The sequence below is a fragment of the Streptomyces sp. NPDC059247 genome (assembly GCF_042754005.1).
Classification (GTDB): domain Bacteria; phylum Actinomycetota; class Actinomycetes; order Streptomycetales; family Streptomycetaceae; genus Streptomyces.
In genome coordinates this window covers 1-17,785 of record NZ_JBHYZW010000012.1, presented here as the reverse complement: position 1 = coordinate 17,785, position 17,785 = coordinate 1, and the positions used below count along the sequence as shown (strand labels likewise).

General features: G+C 71.1%; 22 protein-coding genes, 1 tRNA gene and 1 riboswitch. Of the genes, 8 read left to right on the top strand and 15 right to left on the bottom strand.

Going from position 1 to position 17,785, the window contains the following annotated elements; all coding sequences use genetic code 11:
• Positions 1–87 precede the first annotated feature (87 nt).
• From ACFXGN_RS21555 to ACFXGN_RS21545, 3 genes are all read left to right on the top strand, one after another.
• Positions 88–729, top strand: a complete 642-nt coding sequence (locus ACFXGN_RS21555; RefSeq protein WP_384861496.1) for an HNH endonuclease — start codon at positions 88–90, stop codon at positions 727–729.
• Complete coding sequence (locus ACFXGN_RS21550) at positions 726–1,379, top strand: HNH endonuclease (RefSeq protein WP_384861493.1); 654 nt, start codon at positions 726–728, stop codon at positions 1,377–1,379. Before ACFXGN_RS21555 ends, ACFXGN_RS21550 begins: the two co-directional genes overlap by 4 nt.
• Before the next feature lie 12 nt (positions 1,380–1,391).
• Positions 1,392–1,464 (top strand) — tRNA-Leu (locus tag ACFXGN_RS21545).
• 55 nt (positions 1,465–1,519) lie between these two features.
• Here the strand turns inward: ACFXGN_RS21545 and rdgB are convergent.
• From rdgB to ACFXGN_RS21525, 4 genes are all read right to left on the bottom strand, one after another.
• A complete protein-coding gene (gene rdgB, locus ACFXGN_RS21540; protein WP_384861490.1) occupies positions 1,520–2,122 on the bottom strand; it encodes an RdgB/HAM1 family non-canonical purine NTP pyrophosphatase in 603 nt (200 codons plus the stop codon).
• Positions 2,123–2,130: 8 nt separating this feature from the next.
• Positions 2,131–2,511: a hypothetical protein gene (locus tag ACFXGN_RS21535; protein ID WP_351782748.1), complete on the bottom strand. Its 381-nt coding sequence runs from the start codon at positions 2,509–2,511 to the stop codon at positions 2,131–2,133.
• Between the two features lie 112 nt (positions 2,512–2,623).
• Entirely contained in the window at positions 2,624–3,355 is a 732-nt protein-coding gene (gene rph / locus ACFXGN_RS21530) for a ribonuclease PH (RefSeq protein ID WP_384861487.1), read from the bottom strand.
• A gap of 85 nt (positions 3,356–3,440) precedes the next feature.
• Entirely contained in the window at positions 3,441–3,674 is a 234-nt protein-coding gene (locus tag ACFXGN_RS21525; RefSeq protein ID WP_018517946.1) for a glucose PTS transporter subunit EIIB, read from the bottom strand.
• A gap of 233 nt (positions 3,675–3,907) precedes the next feature.
• Between ACFXGN_RS21525 and ACFXGN_RS21520 the strand changes: the two genes are divergently transcribed.
• A complete protein-coding gene (locus ACFXGN_RS21520; protein WP_384861484.1) occupies positions 3,908–5,206 on the top strand; it encodes a PTS transporter subunit EIIC in 1,299 nt (432 codons plus the stop codon).
• Between the two features lie 286 nt (positions 5,207–5,492).
• Positions 5,493–6,758, top strand: coding sequence for a PTS transporter subunit EIIC (locus ACFXGN_RS21515; protein ID WP_384861482.1), 1,266 nt, complete (start codon positions 5,493–5,495; stop codon positions 6,756–6,758).
• 136 nt (positions 6,759–6,894) lie between these two features.
• Here ACFXGN_RS21515 and ACFXGN_RS21510 read toward each other — a convergent pair whose 3' ends face one another.
• On the bottom strand, positions 6,895–7,647 hold the full coding sequence (locus ACFXGN_RS21510; protein WP_384861479.1) for an MBL fold metallo-hydrolase: 753 nt from the start codon (positions 7,645–7,647) through the stop codon (positions 6,895–6,897).
• 200 nt (positions 7,648–7,847) lie between these two features.
• On the opposite strand from ACFXGN_RS21510, the gene ACFXGN_RS21505 reads away from it, so the two are divergent.
• Positions 7,848–8,336: a type II toxin-antitoxin system PemK/MazF family toxin gene (locus ACFXGN_RS21505; RefSeq protein WP_384861477.1), complete on the top strand. Its 489-nt coding sequence runs from the start codon at positions 7,848–7,850 to the stop codon at positions 8,334–8,336.
• A gap of 381 nt (positions 8,337–8,717) precedes the next feature.
• Here ACFXGN_RS21505 and ACFXGN_RS21500 read toward each other — a convergent pair whose 3' ends face one another.
• The 7 genes from ACFXGN_RS21500 to ACFXGN_RS21470 all read right to left on the bottom strand — a co-directional run bounded on the left by ACFXGN_RS21500 (position 8,718) and on the right by ACFXGN_RS21470 (position 13,866).
• Positions 8,718–9,668: a PLP-dependent cysteine synthase family protein gene (locus ACFXGN_RS21500; RefSeq protein ID WP_384861474.1), complete on the bottom strand. Its 951-nt coding sequence runs from the start codon at positions 9,666–9,668 to the stop codon at positions 8,718–8,720.
• 5 nt (positions 9,669–9,673) lie between these two features.
• Positions 9,674–9,952, bottom strand: a complete 279-nt coding sequence (locus tag ACFXGN_RS21495) for a MoaD/ThiS family protein (protein ID WP_366441042.1) — start codon at positions 9,950–9,952, stop codon at positions 9,674–9,676.
• A 91-nt stretch (positions 9,953–10,043) separates the two neighbouring features.
• The gene (locus ACFXGN_RS21490; protein ID WP_384861471.1) at positions 10,044–10,160 is read right to left on the bottom strand and encodes a putative leader peptide; all 117 of its coding nucleotides are present in this window, start codon (positions 10,158–10,160) and stop codon (positions 10,044–10,046) included.
• Positions 10,161–10,204: 44 nt separating this feature from the next.
• Positions 10,205–10,990 carry an ABC transporter ATP-binding protein gene (locus ACFXGN_RS21485; RefSeq protein ID WP_384861468.1) on the bottom strand — a complete coding sequence of 262 codons (786 nt, stop codon included), beginning with the start codon at positions 10,988–10,990 and terminating at the stop codon, positions 10,205–10,207.
• Complete coding sequence (locus ACFXGN_RS21480) at positions 10,987–12,081, bottom strand: FecCD family ABC transporter permease (RefSeq protein WP_384861465.1); 1,095 nt, start codon at positions 12,079–12,081, stop codon at positions 10,987–10,989. Before ACFXGN_RS21480 ends, ACFXGN_RS21485 begins: the two co-directional genes overlap by 4 nt.
• A gap of 10 nt (positions 12,082–12,091) precedes the next feature.
• Positions 12,092–13,063, bottom strand: a complete 972-nt coding sequence (locus ACFXGN_RS21475) for an ABC transporter substrate-binding protein (RefSeq protein WP_384861463.1) — start codon at positions 13,061–13,063, stop codon at positions 12,092–12,094.
• Between the two features lie 60 nt (positions 13,064–13,123).
• Positions 13,124–13,195: riboswitch (cobalamin riboswitch) on the bottom strand.
• A 32-nt stretch (positions 13,196–13,227) separates the two neighbouring features.
• Positions 13,228–13,866 (bottom strand): HD domain-containing protein, encoded by a 639-nt coding sequence (locus tag ACFXGN_RS21470; RefSeq protein WP_384861461.1) that lies wholly within the window; start codon positions 13,864–13,866, stop codon positions 13,228–13,230.
• 72 nt (positions 13,867–13,938) lie between these two features.
• Between ACFXGN_RS21470 and ACFXGN_RS21465 the strand changes: the two genes are divergently transcribed.
• Positions 13,939–14,895 (top strand): GlxA family transcriptional regulator, encoded by a 957-nt coding sequence (locus ACFXGN_RS21465; protein WP_384861458.1) that lies wholly within the window; start codon positions 13,939–13,941, stop codon positions 14,893–14,895.
• On the opposite strand, the gene ACFXGN_RS21460 is transcribed toward ACFXGN_RS21465, so the two are convergent.
• From ACFXGN_RS21460 to ACFXGN_RS21450, 3 genes are all read right to left on the bottom strand, one after another.
• Entirely contained in the window at positions 14,874–15,311 is a 438-nt protein-coding gene (locus ACFXGN_RS21460; protein ID WP_384861456.1) for a Mov34/MPN/PAD-1 family protein, read from the bottom strand. The genes ACFXGN_RS21465 and ACFXGN_RS21460 overlap by 22 nt on opposite strands.
• 121 nt (positions 15,312–15,432) lie before the next feature.
• On the bottom strand, positions 15,433–15,903 hold the full coding sequence (locus ACFXGN_RS21455; protein WP_384861453.1) for a hypothetical protein: 471 nt from the start codon (positions 15,901–15,903) through the stop codon (positions 15,433–15,435).
• Positions 15,900–16,088: a hypothetical protein gene (locus ACFXGN_RS21450; RefSeq protein ID WP_384861451.1), complete on the bottom strand. Its 189-nt coding sequence runs from the start codon at positions 16,086–16,088 to the stop codon at positions 15,900–15,902. The genes ACFXGN_RS21455 and ACFXGN_RS21450 overlap by 4 nt, the downstream gene beginning before the upstream one ends.
• 179 nt (positions 16,089–16,267) lie before the next feature.
• On the opposite strand from ACFXGN_RS21450, the gene ACFXGN_RS21445 reads away from it, so the two are divergent.
• Positions 16,268–17,608, top strand: coding sequence for a tetratricopeptide repeat protein (locus ACFXGN_RS21445; RefSeq protein ID WP_384861448.1), 1,341 nt, complete (start codon positions 16,268–16,270; stop codon positions 17,606–17,608).
• Positions 17,609–17,785 lie beyond the last annotated feature (177 nt).

The following is a 17,785-nucleotide window of genomic DNA, read 5'->3' as shown; positions in this document are numbered from 1 at the left end:
CGCCCGCACGCGATATCGCGATATGACGTGACCGTCCGTCACACGTCTCGTTACTCCGTACGAGAGCCGTACAGAGAGGGGGCCCGGGTGGGGGCGAGCGTGTACACGAGGGAGCGGCTGGAGTCGGCCGCGCGAGGGGCGCGGACACTGACGGAGGCGCTGGAGCGGCTGGGAGCGGACCCGGTGGGCGGTTCCCGCCGGTACGTCCGCGACCGCATGAGGAAGCTGGGCGTGGACACCTCCCACTTCGAGCGGGAGGGGGTGCGGTGGACCCCGGAGGTCCTGGCGGAGGCGGTGGCGGCCTCCACGAACATGTGCGAGGTGCTGCGCCACCTGGGGGTGGCGGTGGTGGGCGGGCAGCACACGCACATCAGCCGTCGTGTCAGGGCGTACGGGATCGACACCTCGCACTTCCGCGCGCCGTCCCGGCGGGGAGCGCCCCGCCTCCCCCGGACACCGGAGGCCCTGCTCGTGAAGCAGACCGGCCCTCGGACCCGGCGTGTACCGGGTGATCGCCTCGCCCGCGCGTTGACGGAGTCGGGCGTGCGGAAGCGGTGCGCGCTGTGCGGCAACGAGGCCGTGTGGCGCGGCCGACCGCTCCCGCTGGAGATCGACCACGTCGACGGGGACTGGAGGGACAACCGCATCGAGAACCTGCGGTTCCTCTGCCCCAACTGCCACTCGACGACGGACACCTACCGGGGCCGGGGGAAGGGGCGCGCCCGGTGAGGCAGGGCATCCGGTACACGCGTGAGCGGCTGGCCGTGGCGGCCTCGCGGTGCGCGAGCGTCGAGGAGGTGATGGACTTCCTCGACGTGTGGCCGTCCGTCGAACTCCGCGGTTACCTGCTGAAACGCTTCGCGCACTACGGCATCGACATCGCCCACTTCCCCCACCGCCGACGTGGTGGCCCGCCGCCCCGCCCTGCGGTGGAGGACCTGAGGAACGCGGTCGAGAGGTCCCTCTCCATCGCCGGCGCCCTGCGCCTCCTGGGCAGACGGGAGAGCGGGCAGACGCGTGCGCTGTTCCGGCGGTGGACGGCGGAGGCGGGCCTGGACACCGCCCACTTCCTCGGCCAGGCGCACCAGAGGGGCAGGCCCGGAACGGCCAGACCCGCCGCGCGGATCCTCGTGCGGCACGGCGGCGAACGCCGGACCAGAACCCATCTGCTCAGGCGGGCGCTCCATGAGGTGGGCGTGCCCGAGGAGTGCGCCCTGTGCGGCAGCGGGCCCGAGTGGCTCGGAAGGCCGATGACCCTGGAGGTCGATCACGTCGACGGGGACTGGAGCGACGACCGGCGCGAGAACCTGCGGCTGCTGTGCCCCAACTGCCACGCGGTCACGAACACCTGGTGCCGTGGAGGACGGCGGGTAGAGTAAGGAGGCGTGTACGCGCCCGTACGCCAAGGGCTGAGCGGCGATCTTTAGGTGGTCGTGTCTGTCGGTTCGAATCCGACCGGGCGTACTCGTCGCGGAGGGCCCGGCACACATCCTGTGCCGGGCCCTCCGTGTGCCGGGCCTCAGCCCAGGAGTTCGCGGACCACTGGGGCCAGGGCTCGGAAGGCCTTGCCTCGGTGGCTGATGGCGTTCTTCTCGGCGGGGGTGAGTTCCGCGCAGGTGACGGTGTGGCCGGTGGGCTGGAGGATCGGGTCGTAGCCGAAGCCGTTGGTGCCCGCGGAGGTGTGCCGCAGGGTGCCTTCCAGTCGGCCCTCGACCACGCGTTCCGTGCCGTCGGGCAGGGCGAGCGCGGCGGCGCAGGCGAAGTGGGCGCCGCGGTGGCCGTCGGCGATGTCGCCGAGCTGGGCCAGGAGCAGGTTCAGGTTGGCGCGGTCGTCGCCGTGGGTGCCGGACCAGCGGGCGGAGAAGATGCCGGGGGCGCCGTTCAGGACGTCGACGCAGAGGCCGGAGTCGTCGGCGACGGCCGGGAGGCCGGTGGCCCGCGCGAGCGCGTGGGCCTTGAGCAGGGCGTTCTCGGCGAAGGTGACGCCGGTTTCCTTGACGTCGGGGATCTCCGGGTACGCGTCCGCGCCGACGAGTTCGAGGTCGAGGTCCGCGTCGGCGAGGATCGCGTGGAGTTCGGTGATCTTGCCCGCGTTGCGGGTGGCGAGGATCAGACGGGTCATGCCACCGATTATCCCGGGGTGCAGACCTTGGCCACTTCACCGGCCGCCGAGGTGATGGGGGCGATGTCCGGGGTGGCGTCGCCGTTCTTCACGGCGGTGCGGACGGTGTCGACGCCCTTGGTGAGGTCGTCGACGGCCTTGGAGAGGTCCGCGTTGTCGGTGGTGCCCTTGAGGTTGCCGAGTTCCTGGGAGATGGAGTTCAGCGATTCCTCGATCTGCGTGGGGTCGTTCGAGGCGTTGGAGACGGCCTGCTGGAGCTTGTCGACGCTGGTGGCTATCGCGTCGGCGGTCTTGACGCAGTCCATGGCGGTGTCGAGGGCTCCGCAGCCGCTCAGGACGGTGGTGAGTGCGGCGGCCGTGGCCACGGCGAGTGCGAGACGGCGCTTCAAGGCGGGTCCTCCCCGGTGGGTGGCGCCCGGACGGGCGCTGGTGCGGGCGCTCGGATGGTATCCGGACGCCCGCTTTCCCGTCAGGACGCCGTCGGGACCCGGGGGGTTGCCGTCAGAGCGTGCCGGCGAGGGCCTTGCGCTGGATCTCGGCGAGTTCGGCGCAGCCGCCGGAGGCGAGGTCGAGCAGGGCGTTGAGTTCGGCGCGGTCGAAGGGCTCGGCCTCGGCGGTGCCCTGGACCTCGACGAAGCGGCCGTCGCCGGTGCAGACGACGTTCATGTCGGTGTCGGCACGGACGTCCTCCTCGTAGCGGAGGTCGAGGAGGGGGGTGCCGTCGACGATGCCGACGGAGACGGCGGAGACGGTGCCGGTGAGGGGCTGACGGCCCGCCTTGACGAGCTTCTTGCCCTGGGCCCAGGTGACGGCGTCGGCGAGGGCCACGTAGGCGCCGGTGATGGCGGCGGTGCGGGTGCCGCCGTCGGCCTGGAGGACGTCGCAGTCGAGGACGATGGTGTTCTCGCCGAGCGCCTTGTAGTCGATGACGGCGCGCAGGGAGCGTCCGATGAGGCGGGAGATCTCGTGGGTACGGCCGCCGATCTTGCCCCGGACGGATTCGCGGTCGCCGCGCGTGTTGGTGGCGCGCGGGAGCATGGAGTACTCGCCGGTGACCCAGCCCTCTCCGCTGCCCTTGCGCCAGCGCGGGACGCCTTCGGTGACGGAGGCGGTGCAGAAGACCTTGGTGTCGCCGAAGGAGACGAGGACGGAGCCCTCGGCGTGCTTGCTCCATCCGCGTTCGATGGTGACGGGGCGGAGCTGTTCGGGGGTACGGCCGTCGATACGAGACATGGGACGAGCCTAGCCGTACCGCGTGAGGGGCCCGTTCCCCTGTCGGAACGGGCCCCTCGGGCGGTACGGCGGCCGGTGCGGCTGCTTACATCATGTCTTCGATGTCGGCGGCGATCGGGTCGGCGTCGGTGCCGATGACGACCTGGATGGCGGTGCCCATCTTCACGACGCCGTGGGCGCCGGCGGCCTTGAGCGCGGCTTCGTCGACCTTGCTCGGGTCGATGACCTCGGTGCGCAGGCGGGTGATGCAGCCCTCGACCTCTTCGATGTTCTCGATGCCGCCGAGCCCGGCGACGATCTTCTCAGCCTTGCTGGCCATGTGTTTCTCCCTGTCCGTTCCGTTCGCGAGCACGCGAATCTCGGCGCACCTATGGTCCGCTTTTTCACGGTAACCCACGGTTGGCCCAACTATGCGAGCGACTGCCGCCGTTCTGTCGAATGATGACGATCACCGGCGGCCTGTCCCCTACGGGCTCCCGGAGCCTATCGCAACTGGTCTACACCAGTGCAACGAGACGCGGACCCGGCTTGTTCCGGGCAGGGAGGACGCCGATGAGTACCGAAAGCGCCGCGGCGGGGCGGCAGAAATCCTGGGGCAGCGCGCTCTTCCAGGGGCTCCAGAAGATGGGCCGGAGCCTTCAGCTGCCCATCGCGGTCCTGCCCGCGGCGGGCATCATCAACCGGCTCGGACAGCCGGACGTCTTCGGTGCGGACGGGCTGGGCTGGACCGACGTCGCCAAGGTGATGGCGGGCGCGGGCGGTGCGCTGCTCGACGGCAGCCTCGGTCTGCCGCTGCTGTTCTGCATCGGCGTCTCGATCGGCATGGCGAAGAAGTCGGACGGCTCGACCGCGCTCGCCGCCGTCGTCGGCTTCCTCGTCTACTACACGGTGCTGCGCCAGTTCCCGAAGTCCTGCCCGACGGGTACGAAGGACATCAGCGGCGGCTGCCTGGGGGCGGACGACGCCTTCGCGGGGTACACGTACCAGAACCCGGGTGTCTTCGGCGGCATCCTGATGGGTCTCTTCGCCGCCTATCTGTGGCAGCGGTTCCACCGCACCAAGCTGGTGGACTGGCTCGGCTTCTTCAACGGCCGCCGTCTCGTCCCGATCATCATGGCCTTCGTCGGCATCGTCTTCGCGGCGCTCTGCCTGTGGATCTGGCCGCCGATCGGTGACGCCCTGGAGAGCTTCAGCGACTGGCTGGTCGGTCTGGGCGCCTGGGGTTCGGGCATCTTCGGTGTCGCGAACCGCGCCCTGCTCGTGATCGGTCTGCATCAGTTCCTGAACGTGCCCGTCTGGTTCCAGTTCGGTTCGTACACGAAACCGGACGGAACGGTGGTCCACGGTGACATCAGCATGTTCCTCGCGGGCGACCCGAACGCCGGTCAGTTCACCACCGGCTTCTTCCCGATCATGATGTTCGCGCTTCCGGCGGCGGCGCTCGCGATGACCCACTGCGCGAAGCCGCACCGGCGCAAGGCGGTCGGGGGTCTGATGCTCTCGGTGGCCCTGACCTCGTTCGTCACCGGCATCACGGAGCCGCTGGAGTACTCCTTCCTCTTCATCGCCCCGGTGCTGTACGCGATCCACGCGGTCCTGACCGGTGTCTCGATGGCGCTGACCTGGGCGCTGGGGGTGAAGGACGGCTTCAGCTTCTCGGCCGGTCTGATCGACTATCTGATCAACTGGAACCTGGCGACGAAACCATGGCTGATCATCCCGATCGGACTCGGCTTCGCGGCCCTGTACTACGTGATCTTCCGGTTCGCGATCATCAAGTTCAACCTCCCGACCCCGGGCCGCGAGCCCGAGGAGGTGGAGGAGGAGATGGAGCGGGACAACGTCAAGTGACCCCGCACCCCCCACCGTACGGCTGACCGTTTCGGGGCTTTCGACCCCCCGGTAAGGCCCTCCGAAGGCCCCTGGACCTCACGGTCCAGGGGCCTTCTGTCGTCTATTTCCGGCTATGGCTGAGAGCACAGAATTCGCAGGTTCCTTATCTAAGTCACACGTGCTACAACTGGTCTACACCACTGATTGGTGTAGACCACGCGGTCCAGACCACCGCGTTCCACGAGACGTCGCCGTCCCCCTTTCACTGTCCTCTGGCGGCGCCTTGCCTTTCTGGAGGAAGTTGATGAGTACGGCCACCGCCCAGGCCGCCGCTCCCGCGAAGAAGCGCGGATCCGGCCTGTTCCAGGGCCTGCAGAAGGTCGGTCGCAGCCTGCAGCTGCCGATCGCCGTGCTGCCGGCCGCGGGTATCTTGCTCCGTCTCGGCCAGCCCGACGTCTTCGGCGCCGACGGCCTCGCCTGGGGCAAGGTCGCCTCCGTCTTCGCCACGGCAGGCGGCGCGGTCTTCGACAACCTGCCCCTGCTCTTCTGCATCGGTGTCGCCATCGGCTTCGCCAAGAAGGCGGACGGCTCCACGGCCCTGGCCGCGCTCGTGGGCTTCCTGGTCTACAGCAACGTGCTGAAGGCCTTCCCCATCACCGACGCCGTCGTCAACACGACCGCCAACAAGGGTGTCGACGTCGCCGCGACGTTCAACAACCCGGGCGTCCTCGGCGGCATCCTGATGGGTCTGCTCTCCGCCGTCCTGTGGCAGAAGTTCCACCGCACCAAGCTGGTGGACTGGCTCGGCTTCTTCAACGGCCGCCGTCTCGTCCCGATCATCATGGCCTTCGTCGGCACCGCCGTCGGTGTCGTCTTCGGTCTGGTCTGGGAGCCGATCGGTGAGGGCATCTCCAACTTCGGCGAGTGGATGACCGGCCTCGGTGCCGGTGGCGCCGGTCTCTTCGGTCTCATCAACCGCGCACTGATCCCCGTCGGTATGCACCAGTTCGTGAACACCGTCTCCTGGTTCCAGATAGGTGACTTCACCAACGCCGCGGGTGAGGTCGTCCACGGTGACCTGAACCGCTTCTTCGCCGGTGACCCGAGCGCCGGAATCTTCATGTCGGGCTTCTTCCCGATCATGATGTTCGGCCTCCCGGCCGCCGCCATCGCCATCGCCCACGCCGCTCGCCCCGAGCGTCGCAAGGCCGTGATGGGCATGATGGTCTCCCTCGCGCTGACCTCCTTCGTCACCGGTATCACGGAGCCGATCGAGTTCACCTTCATGTTCATCGCGCCGGTCCTGTACGCGATCCACGCCGTCCTGACCGCCGTGTCCATGGCCGTCACCTGGGCCTTCGGAGTCCACGCGGGCTTCACCTTCTCCGCGGGCGGCATCGACTACCTGCTGAACTGGAACCTCGCGACCAAGCCGTGGCTGATCATCCCGATCGGACTCGTCTTCGCCGCGGTCTACTACGTGGTCTTCCGCTTCGCGATCACCAAGTTCAACCTCCCCACCCCGGGCCGTGAGCCCGAGGAGGAGATCGAGGACCTCACCAAGGCGTGATCCTCACCCCGTACGAAGGGGAGGGCCCCGGAACCAGAAGGTTCCGGGGCCCTCCCCTTTTCTGTGCGTACGGCTCCGTCCGCGCGGTCCGGCCGTCCGAGGGGCCGTACGGGCCGGGCCGTACGGGCGTCCGCGCTCAGATCTCGTAGACCGCGCCCGGTCGCGCCAGCTCCGAAGGGCCCGCGTAGACCTCGCGGGCGTCCGCCAGGTTCCGCTCGCCGTCGGTCCACGGCGGGATGTGGGTGAGGACGAGCCGCCCCACCGACGAACGGGCCGCCTCCTCGCCCGCCTCCCTGCCGTTGAGGTGCAGGGCCGGGATGTCCTCCTTGCCGTGCGTGAAGGACGCCTCGCAGAGGAACAGGTCGGTGCCCTCGGCCAGCTCGTGCAGCGCCTCGCACGTCCCGGTGTCCCCGGAGTACGTGAGCGAGCGCCCGCCGTGCTCGACCCGGATGCCGTACGCCTCCACCGGATGGCACACCTTCTCCGTGCGCACCGAGAACGGGCCGATCTCGAAGGAACCCGACTTCAGGGTGCGGAAGTCGAAGACCTCGCTCATCGAGGAGGGGGAGGGCGTGTCCGCGTACGCCGTGGTCAGCCGCTCCTCCGCGCCCTCGGGCGCGTAGACCGGGATCGCGTCGCAGCGCCCGCCGTCGTGCCGGTAGTAGCGGGCGACGAAGTACCCGCACATGTCGATGCAGTGGTCGGCGTGGAGATGGCTGAGGAAGATCGCGTCGAGGTCGTACAGACCGATGTGGCGCTGCAGCTCGCCCAGGGCGCCGTTGCCCATGTCGAGGAGCAGCCGGAAGCCGTCGGCCTCGACGAGGTAGCTCGAACAGGCCGAGTCCGCGGACGGGAACGACCCGGAGCAGCCGACGACGGTGAGCTTCATGGAGCGGGAACCTCCGTGGACGGATACGGAAAGCGCGCTGGGGGGGGAGGCTGTGCGGTCAGTCGAGCGTACGGCGCGGCCGGGCCTGTCGCTCCTCCGTGACGGCCCGTTGTGGGCGAACTCACGGGCTCTGTCACCGGTTCGGATGGATGGCGGGCCGTTGCGGCGGAGCGGGCCGCGCGCCGGTACCGTCTTGGAGCATGGACACGTCGTGGTGGCCCGCGCTGGTCGCGGTCGTGGTGATCGCTCTGGTGGTGGCGCTCTCCGACGGGCGGAGGCGTTCGGCCCGTCGGCCCCCGGGGCGGCGGCCCGCCGGAAGGACCCGGCCGCCGGGGCGTCCGGCGCGCGGTCCCTCGGGGCCGGGCGGAGCGCCGGGTCGGCGGCCGAGGCCGGCCGAGATCTGGTGGGCGGAGGTGCCCTACGAGGACGGGCCCGGCGCCAAGGACAGGCCGTGTCTGGTGCTTTCGGTACGGGGTGACCTGGCGCTGGTCGCCAAGATCACCAGCAAGTACCACGACGAGCGGCCCGGGGTGATCGCGCTGCCGCCGGGCGCGGTGGGGGACGCGCAGGGGCGGCCGAGTTTCCTGGAGACGGACGAGCTGCGGGAGGTCCCGGTGTCGGGTTTCCGCCGCAGAGCGGGAGCGGCGGACCCGGTCCTGTGGGACCAGGTCCGTCACCTGGCCCGCTGAGCGGGGAGCCGCCGGAACCGGCCGGGGCGGGCGGGCCTGCGGCCGGGGCCCGGAGGAGCGCGGAGGACCCGCGCTCAGCGGACGGGGCGCGGTCGAGCCGGGGGGACGTCCCTCCGGCACCCGGGCCGGGGCGCGGGCCCGAACCGGGCCCGGGGCCTGGACGCGGGGGCCGCCCGCGAGCCTGGGCCCGGGTCCGAGCCGACACCCGGCCCCTGGGCGTGGGACCTGCCCAGGACCGGGGACCTGCCCAGGACCGGGGCACGGGCCTGAGTCAGCACCCGGGACCGGGCGGGGGACCGTGTCAGGACCGGGGCTCGGGTCCCAGCCGACGCCCCGGCCCGGGGTGGGGCGGGAGGCGTGTCCCGGTGCTCGGGGCGGGGGTCAGGCCCAGAGCTGGCCCTGGACCGCGGCGATGGCCTCTTCCGTCGTGGCGGCCGTGTAGAGACCGGTCGAGAGGTACTTCCAGCCGCCGTCGGCGACGACGAACGCGATGTCCGCGCTCTCGCCCGCCTTCAGCGCCTTGTTGCCGACGCCGATGGCCGCGTGCAGGGCCGCGCCGGTGGAGACGCCCGCGAAGATGCCCTCCTCCCGGAGGAGTTCGCGGGTGCGGGTGACCGCGTCGGCGGAGCCGACGGAGAAGCGGGTGGTGAGGACGGAGGCGTCGTACAGCTCCGGTACGAAGCCCTCGTCGAGGTTCCGCAGGCCGTAGACGAGGTCGTCGTACCGGGGCTCGGCGGCGACGATCTTCACATCGGGCTTGTGCTCGCGCAGGTAGCGGCCGACGCCCATGAGGGTGCCGGTGGTGCCGAGCCCGGCCACGAAGTGGGTGATCGAGGGCAGGTCGGCGAGGATCTCGGGGCCCGTGGTGGCGTAGTGGGCGCCCGCGTTGTGCGGGTTGCCGTACTGGTAGAGCATCACCCAGGACGGGTTCTCGGCGGCCAGTTCCTTGGCGACGCGGACCGCCGTGTTGGAGCCGCCCGCAGCGGGGGACGAGATGATCTCCGCGCCCCACATGGCGAGCAGCTGCCGCCGCTCCTCGCTGGTGTTCTCAGGCATCACGCAGACGATGCGGTAGCCCTTGAGCTTGGCGGCCATGGCGAGGGAGATGCCGGTGTTGCCGCTGGTCGGCTCCAGGATGGTGCAGCCGGGGGTGAGGCGGCCGTCCTTCTCCGCCTGCTCGACCATGTGGAGCGCGGGGCGGTCCTTGACCGAGCCGGTCGGGTTGCGGTCCTCCAGCTTCGCCCAGATGCGGACGTCGTCCGAGGGCGAGAGCCGGGGGAGGCGGACCAGCGGTGTGTTGCCGACCGCCGCCAGCGAGGAGTCGTAGCGCATGTGGATCAGACCATGCCGCCGGCGACGGCCGGCAGGATCGTGACGCTGTCGCCGTCGGTGAGCTTGGTGTCGATGCCGTCGAGGAAGCGGACGTCCTCGTCGTTGAGGTAGACGTTGACGAAGCGGCGGAGCTTGCCGCCGTCGACGATGCGCGCCTCGATCCCGGTGTGGCGGGACTCCAGGTCGGCGAAGAGCTCGGCGAGGGTGCCGCCGCTGCCCTCGACGGCCTTCTCGCCGTCGGTGTAGGTGCGGAGGATGGTCGGGATGCGGACCTCGATGGCCATGGCGTGGGCTCCTGTCGGAAGTGGCGTGCTGGGCGCGCTGCTGGGGCCCCCGCGCGGAAGGGGGGTCGTACGGGGTGCGCTCGGCCGGTCTTCAGAACGCAGCGCGGGACGGACACATCGCGCTGGCGAGGCGGCACAGGTCGACGTGCAGGCGGGCCACGAGCATGACCGTGCCCGGAGTCTCTTCGCTCACGTCGTGGGAAACCATGGGCTCATCGTATCGATTCCCGGTCCGGGTTCCGGAATGTGATCTCACATGGTGGATGATTCCTGACCGACTGCCGGACGATGCTGGTAGAGGACGGTCGGGACGCCGCTCGTGGGGTGCGGGACGACCTCGGCGCGGACCCCGTAGACGGCTTCCAGGAGGGCGGGGGTGAGGACCTCCGCGGGGGTGCCGCCGGTGACGACCCGGCCGCCCTCCAGGACGTAGAGCCGGTCGCAGTACGCCGCCGCCAGGTTGAGGTCGTGGAGGGCGAGGAGGTTGGTGGTGCCCAGGGCGCGGACCAGGGCGAGGACGTCGAGCTGGTGGCGGATGTCCAGGTGGTTGGTGGGTTCGTCGAGGACGAGCAGTTCCGGTTCCTGGACGAGGGCGCGGGCGACCAGGGCGCGCTGGCGTTCGCCGCCGGAGAGGGTGGGGTACGGGCGGTCGGCGAGGTCGGCGAGGCCGACGCGGGCGAGGGCGGTCCCGGCGCGTTCGTGGTCGGCGCCGGTGTCGCCCTCCCAGAAGCGCTTGTGCGGGGAGCGGCCGAGGGCGACGAGTTCGCGGACGGTCAGTTCGAACTCGACGGCGCTGTCCTGGGGGACGGTGGCGACGCGGCGGGCGCGGGCCTTGGGGCCGAGGGCGCGCAGGTCGTCGCCGTCGAGGAGGGCGCGGCCCGCGGTGGGGGTGAGGGTGCCGTAGACGCAGCGCAGGAGGGTGGTCTTGCCGCTGCCGTTGGGGCCGATGAGTCCGACGGTCTCGCCGGGGCGGACGGTGAGGTCGGCGGAGCGGAGCCGGTCCTCGTACGAGAGTCCGTGCAGGCGCAGTTCGGTCACAGGGCTGCTCCTTCCGGGCGGCGGCGCATCAGCCAGAGGAAGAACGGGCCGCCGGTGAGGGCGGTGAGGACGCCGACGGGGATGTCCTGGGGTGCGGCGACGGTCCGGGCGGCGAGGTCGGCGAGGACGAGGGCGAGGGCGCCGCCGAGGGCGGCGACGGGCAGCAGTCTGCGGTGCGGGGCGCCGACGGCGAGCCGGGCGGCGTGCGGGGCCATCAGTCCGACGAAGCCGACGGCGCCGCTGGCGGCGACCATGACGGCGGTGACGAGGGAGGCGAGGACGAAGACGGCGGCGCGGAAGCGGGCGATGTCGAGGCCGAGGACGGTGGCGCTCTCCTCGCCGACGAGGAGGAGGTCGAGGGGGCGGGCGAGGGCGAGGAGGAGTCCGGTGCCGAGGACGAGGACGGCGGCGGGCAGGAGGAGGGTGTCCCAGCGGGCGCTGCCGAGGCCGCCGAGCGACCAGAACATGGCTTCCTGGAACTGTTCGGGGCGTCCGCCGACGACCAGGACGAGGGTGGCGAGCGCGGACAGGATGTAGGAGACGGCGACTCCGGCGAGGACGAGCCGGGTGCCGGTCATGGTGCCGCCCCGGCGGGCGAGCCCGTAGACGAGGAGGAGGGCGAGGAGGGCTCCGGCGAAGGCTCCGGCGGGCAGGGCGACGGTGGTGGTGACTCCGGCGATCAGGCCCGTTCCGCCGCCGACGACGAGGACGAGGACGGCTCCGGCGGAGGCGCCGGAGGAGATGCCGAGGAGGAAGGGGTCGGCGAGCCGGTTGCGGACGAGGGCCTGGAGGACGGCGCCGACGACGGCGAGTCCGGCGCCGACGATCACGCCGAGCAGGACGCGGGGCAGCCGGACGTCGAGGACGATCGTGCGGAACGGGGAGGGGGCTGCCCGGCCGGTGAGGGCGTCGAGGACCTGGCCGGGCGGGACGCGTACGGAGCCGAGCGCCAGGGAGGCCAGGGCGGCGGCGGCGAGCGCGGCGAGGAGGCCGGTGACGACGAGGGCGTACCGGAGGGGGCGGGCGGGCGCGGGGAGGCCGGGGGCCCCGGCCCGGGGGGCGGCCGGGGCGGGGCGGGCTGCGGTCTTCACGGGGCCGCGGTCAGCGGGCGGGGTGGAGCTGGGCGGCGAGCTTGTCGACGGCGGCGGGGACGCGGACGCCGAGGACGGTGTCGGAGAGCGGCATGACGGCGAACCTGCGGTTCTTGATCGCGGGGACGTCCTTGAGGGCGGGGTCGTCGAGGAGCCGCTTCTTCTTCTGTTCGACGGTGGTGGAGCCGTAGTCGTAGATGACGACGACGTCGGGCTTGCGGGCGACGACCTGTTCCCAGGTGGCGTCGCCGAAGGTCTTGTCGAGGTCGGCGAAGACGTTCCGGCCGCCGGCTCGGGTGATGAGTTCGTTGCCGATGCCCTTGCCGCCCGCGGTGAAGGCGGTCTTGTCGCCGCTGTCGTAGACGAGGACGGAGACCGGCTCCACTCCCTTCAGACGCTTCTCGGTGGCGGCGAGGGTGGCGCGGGCCTCGCCCACCCAGGTGTCGGCGCGGGCGGTGACGCCGAAGGTGCGGCCGGTCTCGCGGACTTCGCGGTAGAGGTCGTCGACGGAGGTCGAACCGGTGGGGCAGTACTCGGTGTTGAGGCGGGTCGCGATGCCCGCGCGGGCCAGGTCGTCGCGGCTGCGGCCGTCCTTGGCGGAGAAGGCGGAGGAGTAGCCGCCGTAGACGAAGTCGGGGTTCGCGGCGAGCAGGGCCTCCTTGGAGGGGTACTCCTCGGCGAGGACCGGTATGGAGTCGTACGCCTTCTTGTAGGCGGGGAGGACGGTGTCGTCGAGGTAGGCGGTGCCGACGAGCGACTTCTCCAGGCCGAGGGCGAGCATGACCTCGGTGACGTGCTGGTTCATGGTGACCGCGCGCTTCGGCGGGGCCTGGTAGGTGCTCTTCACGCCGCAGTTGTCGACGGTGTACGGGAATCCCGCGGGCGCCTTGCCCGCCGTGGCGTCCGGCGCGGGGGTGGTCGCGCAGGCGGCGAGCAGCGGGACGAGGGCGAGCGCGGGCAGCAGCTTGTGGCGGCGGATCATGACGGAACGTGCCTCCTCCGGGGATTTCCACGTCCCCGACCGGTGCGGGAGGCGGCAGGTCAGTTCCTGGCTTCCGTCCCCGGAGGGGCGGTCACAGTGGCGGGACCGTGCCGGATTCGCACCGGCTTCCTGGGCCCTGCCGCCCGTTGGTCGGGGTCAGTGTCTCATTCGGGCCAGGAGGACTCGCGGACGGTGGTCACGAAGTCGCCGGGGACGAAGCCGGGCAGGCAGTGGCGCAGGACGTCGGCCTTCACGTTGCCGAAGGTGGTCTCCGGGCGGGGGGCGACCCCTTCGGCGAAGGCGGCGAGGATGCGGCGCTTGAAGTCGGGGCGGGGGTGGGCGGCGACGATCGCGGCCCGGTCCCGGGGACTCACGACGGCGGGGTCGTCGTGGCCGATGCCGAGGACGTCGTACTCGACCCCGGCCGTGACGAGGGCCACCTCGGGTTCCATGAAGGCGGGGATGCCGGGGGTGGTGTGCAGGGCGACGGCGGTCCAGACGCGGCGGACGGCGTCCTCGTCGGCGCCGTGGGAGCGGAGGAAGGCGGCGGCCTCGTCGGCGCTGTCGACCTCGAAGCGGCGGCCGGAGGCCCGGTGCGCCTCGCCGAGTCCGAGGTCGTGGAAGAGGGCGCCGACGTAGAGGAGTTCGGGGTCGAAGGCGAGGCCGCGGGCGCGGCCCTGGAGGGCTCCGAAGAGGTAGACGCGGCGGGAGTGGTGGTAGAGGAGTTCGTCGGTGGTGTCGCGGACGAGTTCGGTGGCGGCGGTGGCGAGCGGGCTGTCGGGGATCAGTGCGAGCGGGTTCATGGGTCCAGCGTCGTCGTGGGGGGCGGGCGCTCGCCATGTCCGTACGGACGGGGATGCCGCAGAATCGGACACATGACGACGCACACGGTGGTGGTGTTCGCCTTCGACGGGGTCCGGCTGCTGGACGTGTCGGCTCCGCTGGAGGTGTTCGGGACGGCGGGCGCGGGTTACGGGGTGCGGGTGTGCACGCCCGACGGGCGGGACGTGCGGACCTCGGCGGGGCTGCGGATCGGGGCGGATCTGGCGGCGGGGGCGGTGGATCGCGCGGACACCCTGGTGGTGCCGGGGGCGGTCGATCCGGCACGGTGCGCGGCGGTGGCGCCGACCGTGGCGGGCCTCGCGGGGCGGGCGGGTCGGGTGGCGTCGGTGTGCACGGGGGCGTTCGCGCTGGCGGCGGCGGGGCTGCTGGCCGGGCGGCGGGCGACGACGCACTGGGAGCACGCGGCGGAGCTGGCCCGCCGGTACCCGGAGGTGACGGTGGCGCCGGACGCGATCCACGTGCGGGACGGGGAGGTGTGGACCTCGGCGGGAGTGACGGCCGGGATCGATCTGTGTCTGGCGCTCCTGGAGGAGGACCGGGGTCCGGCGGCGGCCCGCGCGGTGGCGCGGGATCTGGTGGTGTTCCTCCAGCGGCCGGGTGGGCAGTCGCAGTTCTCGGCGGTCTCGCGGATCCCGCCGACCGGTCATCCGGTGGTGCGGCCGTTGCTCGACGCGGTGGTGGCGGATCCGGCGGCGGACCACGGGGTGGCGGCGCTGGCCCGCCGGGCGGGGGTGAGCCCCCGGCATCTGGCGCGGCTGTTCCGGGAGCAGGTGGGGGCGACGCCCTCGGACTGCGTGGAGCGGGTGCGGGTGGAGGCGGCCCGGATGCTCCTGGAGGCGGGGGCGGGGGTGACGGGGGCGGCTGCCCGTGGCGGGTTCGGCAGTGACGAGAGCCTGCGGAGGGCGTTCGCCCGGCACGTGGGGGTCACGCCCTCCGCGTATCTGGCCCGGTTCCGTACGGCGGGGGCTCAGACGGTCTCGGGCTCGTAGACCTCGACGACCTTGACGTCCTCCTCGGTGACGACGCCGTCGACGATGGTGAAGGAGCGGAACTGGAAGGGGCCCGCGCCGTCGCTGTCGGCGGTGGAGACGAGGACGTAGTGGGCCTGGGGCTCGTTGGCGTAGGTGATGTCCGTGCGGGACGGGTACGCCTCGGTCGCGGTGTGCGAGTGGTAGACGATGACGGGTTCCTCGTCGCGGTCGTCCATCTCGCGGTAGAGCTTGAGCAGGTCCGCGGAGTCGAACTCGTAGAAGGTGGGCGAGCGGGCGGCGTTCAGCATCGGGATGAACCGCTCGGGCCGCCCGGAGCCCGCCGGCCCCGCGACCACGCCGCAGGCCTCGTCGGGGTGGTCCGCGCGGGAGTGTTCCACGATCTGGTCGTACAGGGCCCGGGTGATGGTCAACATGGGGCCAGGATAAGCGGACGGACCGCCCCGTACCGAGGAGTGGTACGGGACGGCCCGGATGCTGGGACGGCGCGGGTGGGACCGGTGGGGGGGGTGCTCCCGGAGTGAGCGGCGTGGGGCGTCACGGTCGGTGCGGCGGGGCCGTGAGGGTGGCGACGCGTGGGGTCGCCGGGGCGGGATGCGGGCGGTCGCCCTCGGTGCGGGCGGTGCTGAGCCAGACGCTGAGGATGTAGGCGCAGTCCTGGTCGGTGAAGGTGAGGCGGAAGGGGCTGCGGATGCGCAAGGTCTCGCGGGCATGGACGGCGGCGTCCTCGCTCGTCGCCCAGTCCCGGAGTTCGTCGGCGCAGTGGGGGCCGGGGGGTGCGACGCGGTACGTGCGCGGTGGGAGCCGGTCCATCCGCGCGGGGTCGGGGTCGAGCCGGTCGGCCAGCCGCAGGGCCTCGCCCCGGAGCCAGCGCAGTACGAGCTTCGGCGAGATCGTCTCGAACCGCCCGAGGCTGAACGTCGTGGGCAGCCAGGTCCCGGCGACCGGCCCCACCGCGTACACCTCGGCGACGTACGCGGGCAGTATCACCGCCCACGGGCCCGTCACGGCCCCTCCCTCCGGACGGGCGTGATCAGCAGGAGGATGCTCGCCCACTCCTCGGTGGTCGGCCGCCGGAGCGTACGCGCCGAAGCGGGCCACTGCGCGCCACCGCCGGGCGGGCGGAGGACGAACAGCCCGTTGTCCGCACGGACGATCTCGCCGTACCGGGGGCGCCCGGTGCTGGTATCCACCGCATACCCGTCGGGGGTGGAAGACCACGTGGTACCCACCATGTTTCGTCACCTCTGCTTCTCTCCACCGACATGCGGTGCTCGCACTAGGCAACCGTCCGACCACGCACAGCGGTACCGTTTCAGGAGAGGGTGGGGATTAAGAGCGTTAAGCGGTCGGAGCACGGGAGTTGGGGCCAGTGGCGACACGAAAGCCGAACACCGGACTTGAGCGGCTGTACCGCGAGAGCGGGTGGACACTGCGGCAGTTCGCCCAAGAGGTCAACCGCGTCGGGACCGAACGCGGAACGCCCCTGAAGTACCAGCAGCCATCCGCTCACCAGTGGTTGAGCGGTCACATGCCGAAAGACTCTGTTCGCCCGCTGATCCTGGAAGCTTTCGCCCGGAGACTGCTCCGTCCCATCACGCACTCCGAGGCAGGTTTCCCGACCCCCCCGAAGGAGGCGAACACCCGACCGAATGTGGTGGAAGGGCTTATCGACCTCGGAAGACATGACGTCGACCCGTCCCGCCGAAGCATTGTCGGGGCAAGCCTTTTCTCGGTCGCTCTCACCATCCCGAACTGGCCTGATGTCGTGGGAAGAATGGAGGCGATTCACACCGGAAGAACGCAGCGGATAGGGATGCGCGAAGTCGAAGTGGTTGCCGCTATGACAGAGCGGGTGTCGGAGCTCGACGACCAGTTCGGGGGCCGCCACGCCCGGCCCATGGCAGCGGCTTTTCTCGTGAACACGGTCGCCCCGTATCTCAGGGCGGACGCATCCGAGGAAGTCCGCAAGGCGATGATGTCAGCGGCATCGGATCTGTGCTATCTCACCGGATACATGGCCGTGGACGAGGGTCTTCACGGATTGGCGCAGCGCTACTACCTGAAAGCCCTGGAACTGGCAGGGGCATCGGAGGACCATCTCACGTACTGCACCACGCTCCGAGGAATGAGCGTCCAGGCAGTGGACTTGGGCCACGGAAAGAACGCGATGCGGCTGGCGAACGCCGCCGCAGCGGCTTCCCCGCAAGCAGGCCCGAGGATGCGTGCCTTCCTGGCCGGACAACAGGCCCATGCGGCAGCACAGATCGGAGACCGGTCGGACTCCCTCATGTACCTGCGGGAAGCCGAAGTAGCCATGGACAAGGCCGAATCCCAGGAGAAGATTTTCGGATCCTATGACCCGGCGGCACTGAACTACCACACCAGTCAGGTGCGATACGAACTCGGCGACCTGGCGGGGGCGGTAGAGGCGATGCAGCAGTCCGACCGACTCCGTTACAGCGTCTACCGGAGGACACGAGTCCACCAGCGGATGATTCTCGCCGAACGCCAGTTCGCGATGGGGCATCTGGAGGCAGCGTGTGCCACATGGAGCAGCGCGATGGATGACTATCCGCTCGTTCAGTCAGGAAGAGCGGATCAGCGGATGCTGAATCTGCTGCGCCTCGTGAAACCGCACATCAAGAACAACGTGGCTCGCGACACGTACGAGCGGGCACGGCTCATCACGCCCCGTGCCTACAGGGCCTGAGCGAAAGAAAGACCCTCGTGCCACAGCCCGTAGGGCTCCGGACGCTAGGAACCGATGGACACACGAGTCCCGGGGGGCCCCCCGGGGGGGGGGGGGGGGGGCGGGGGGGTTGAAAAAAAAAGAGCACCCACGACAAAGAGGAAGGAGGGGGGGGGGGGTGTGGGTGGGTGTGTGGGG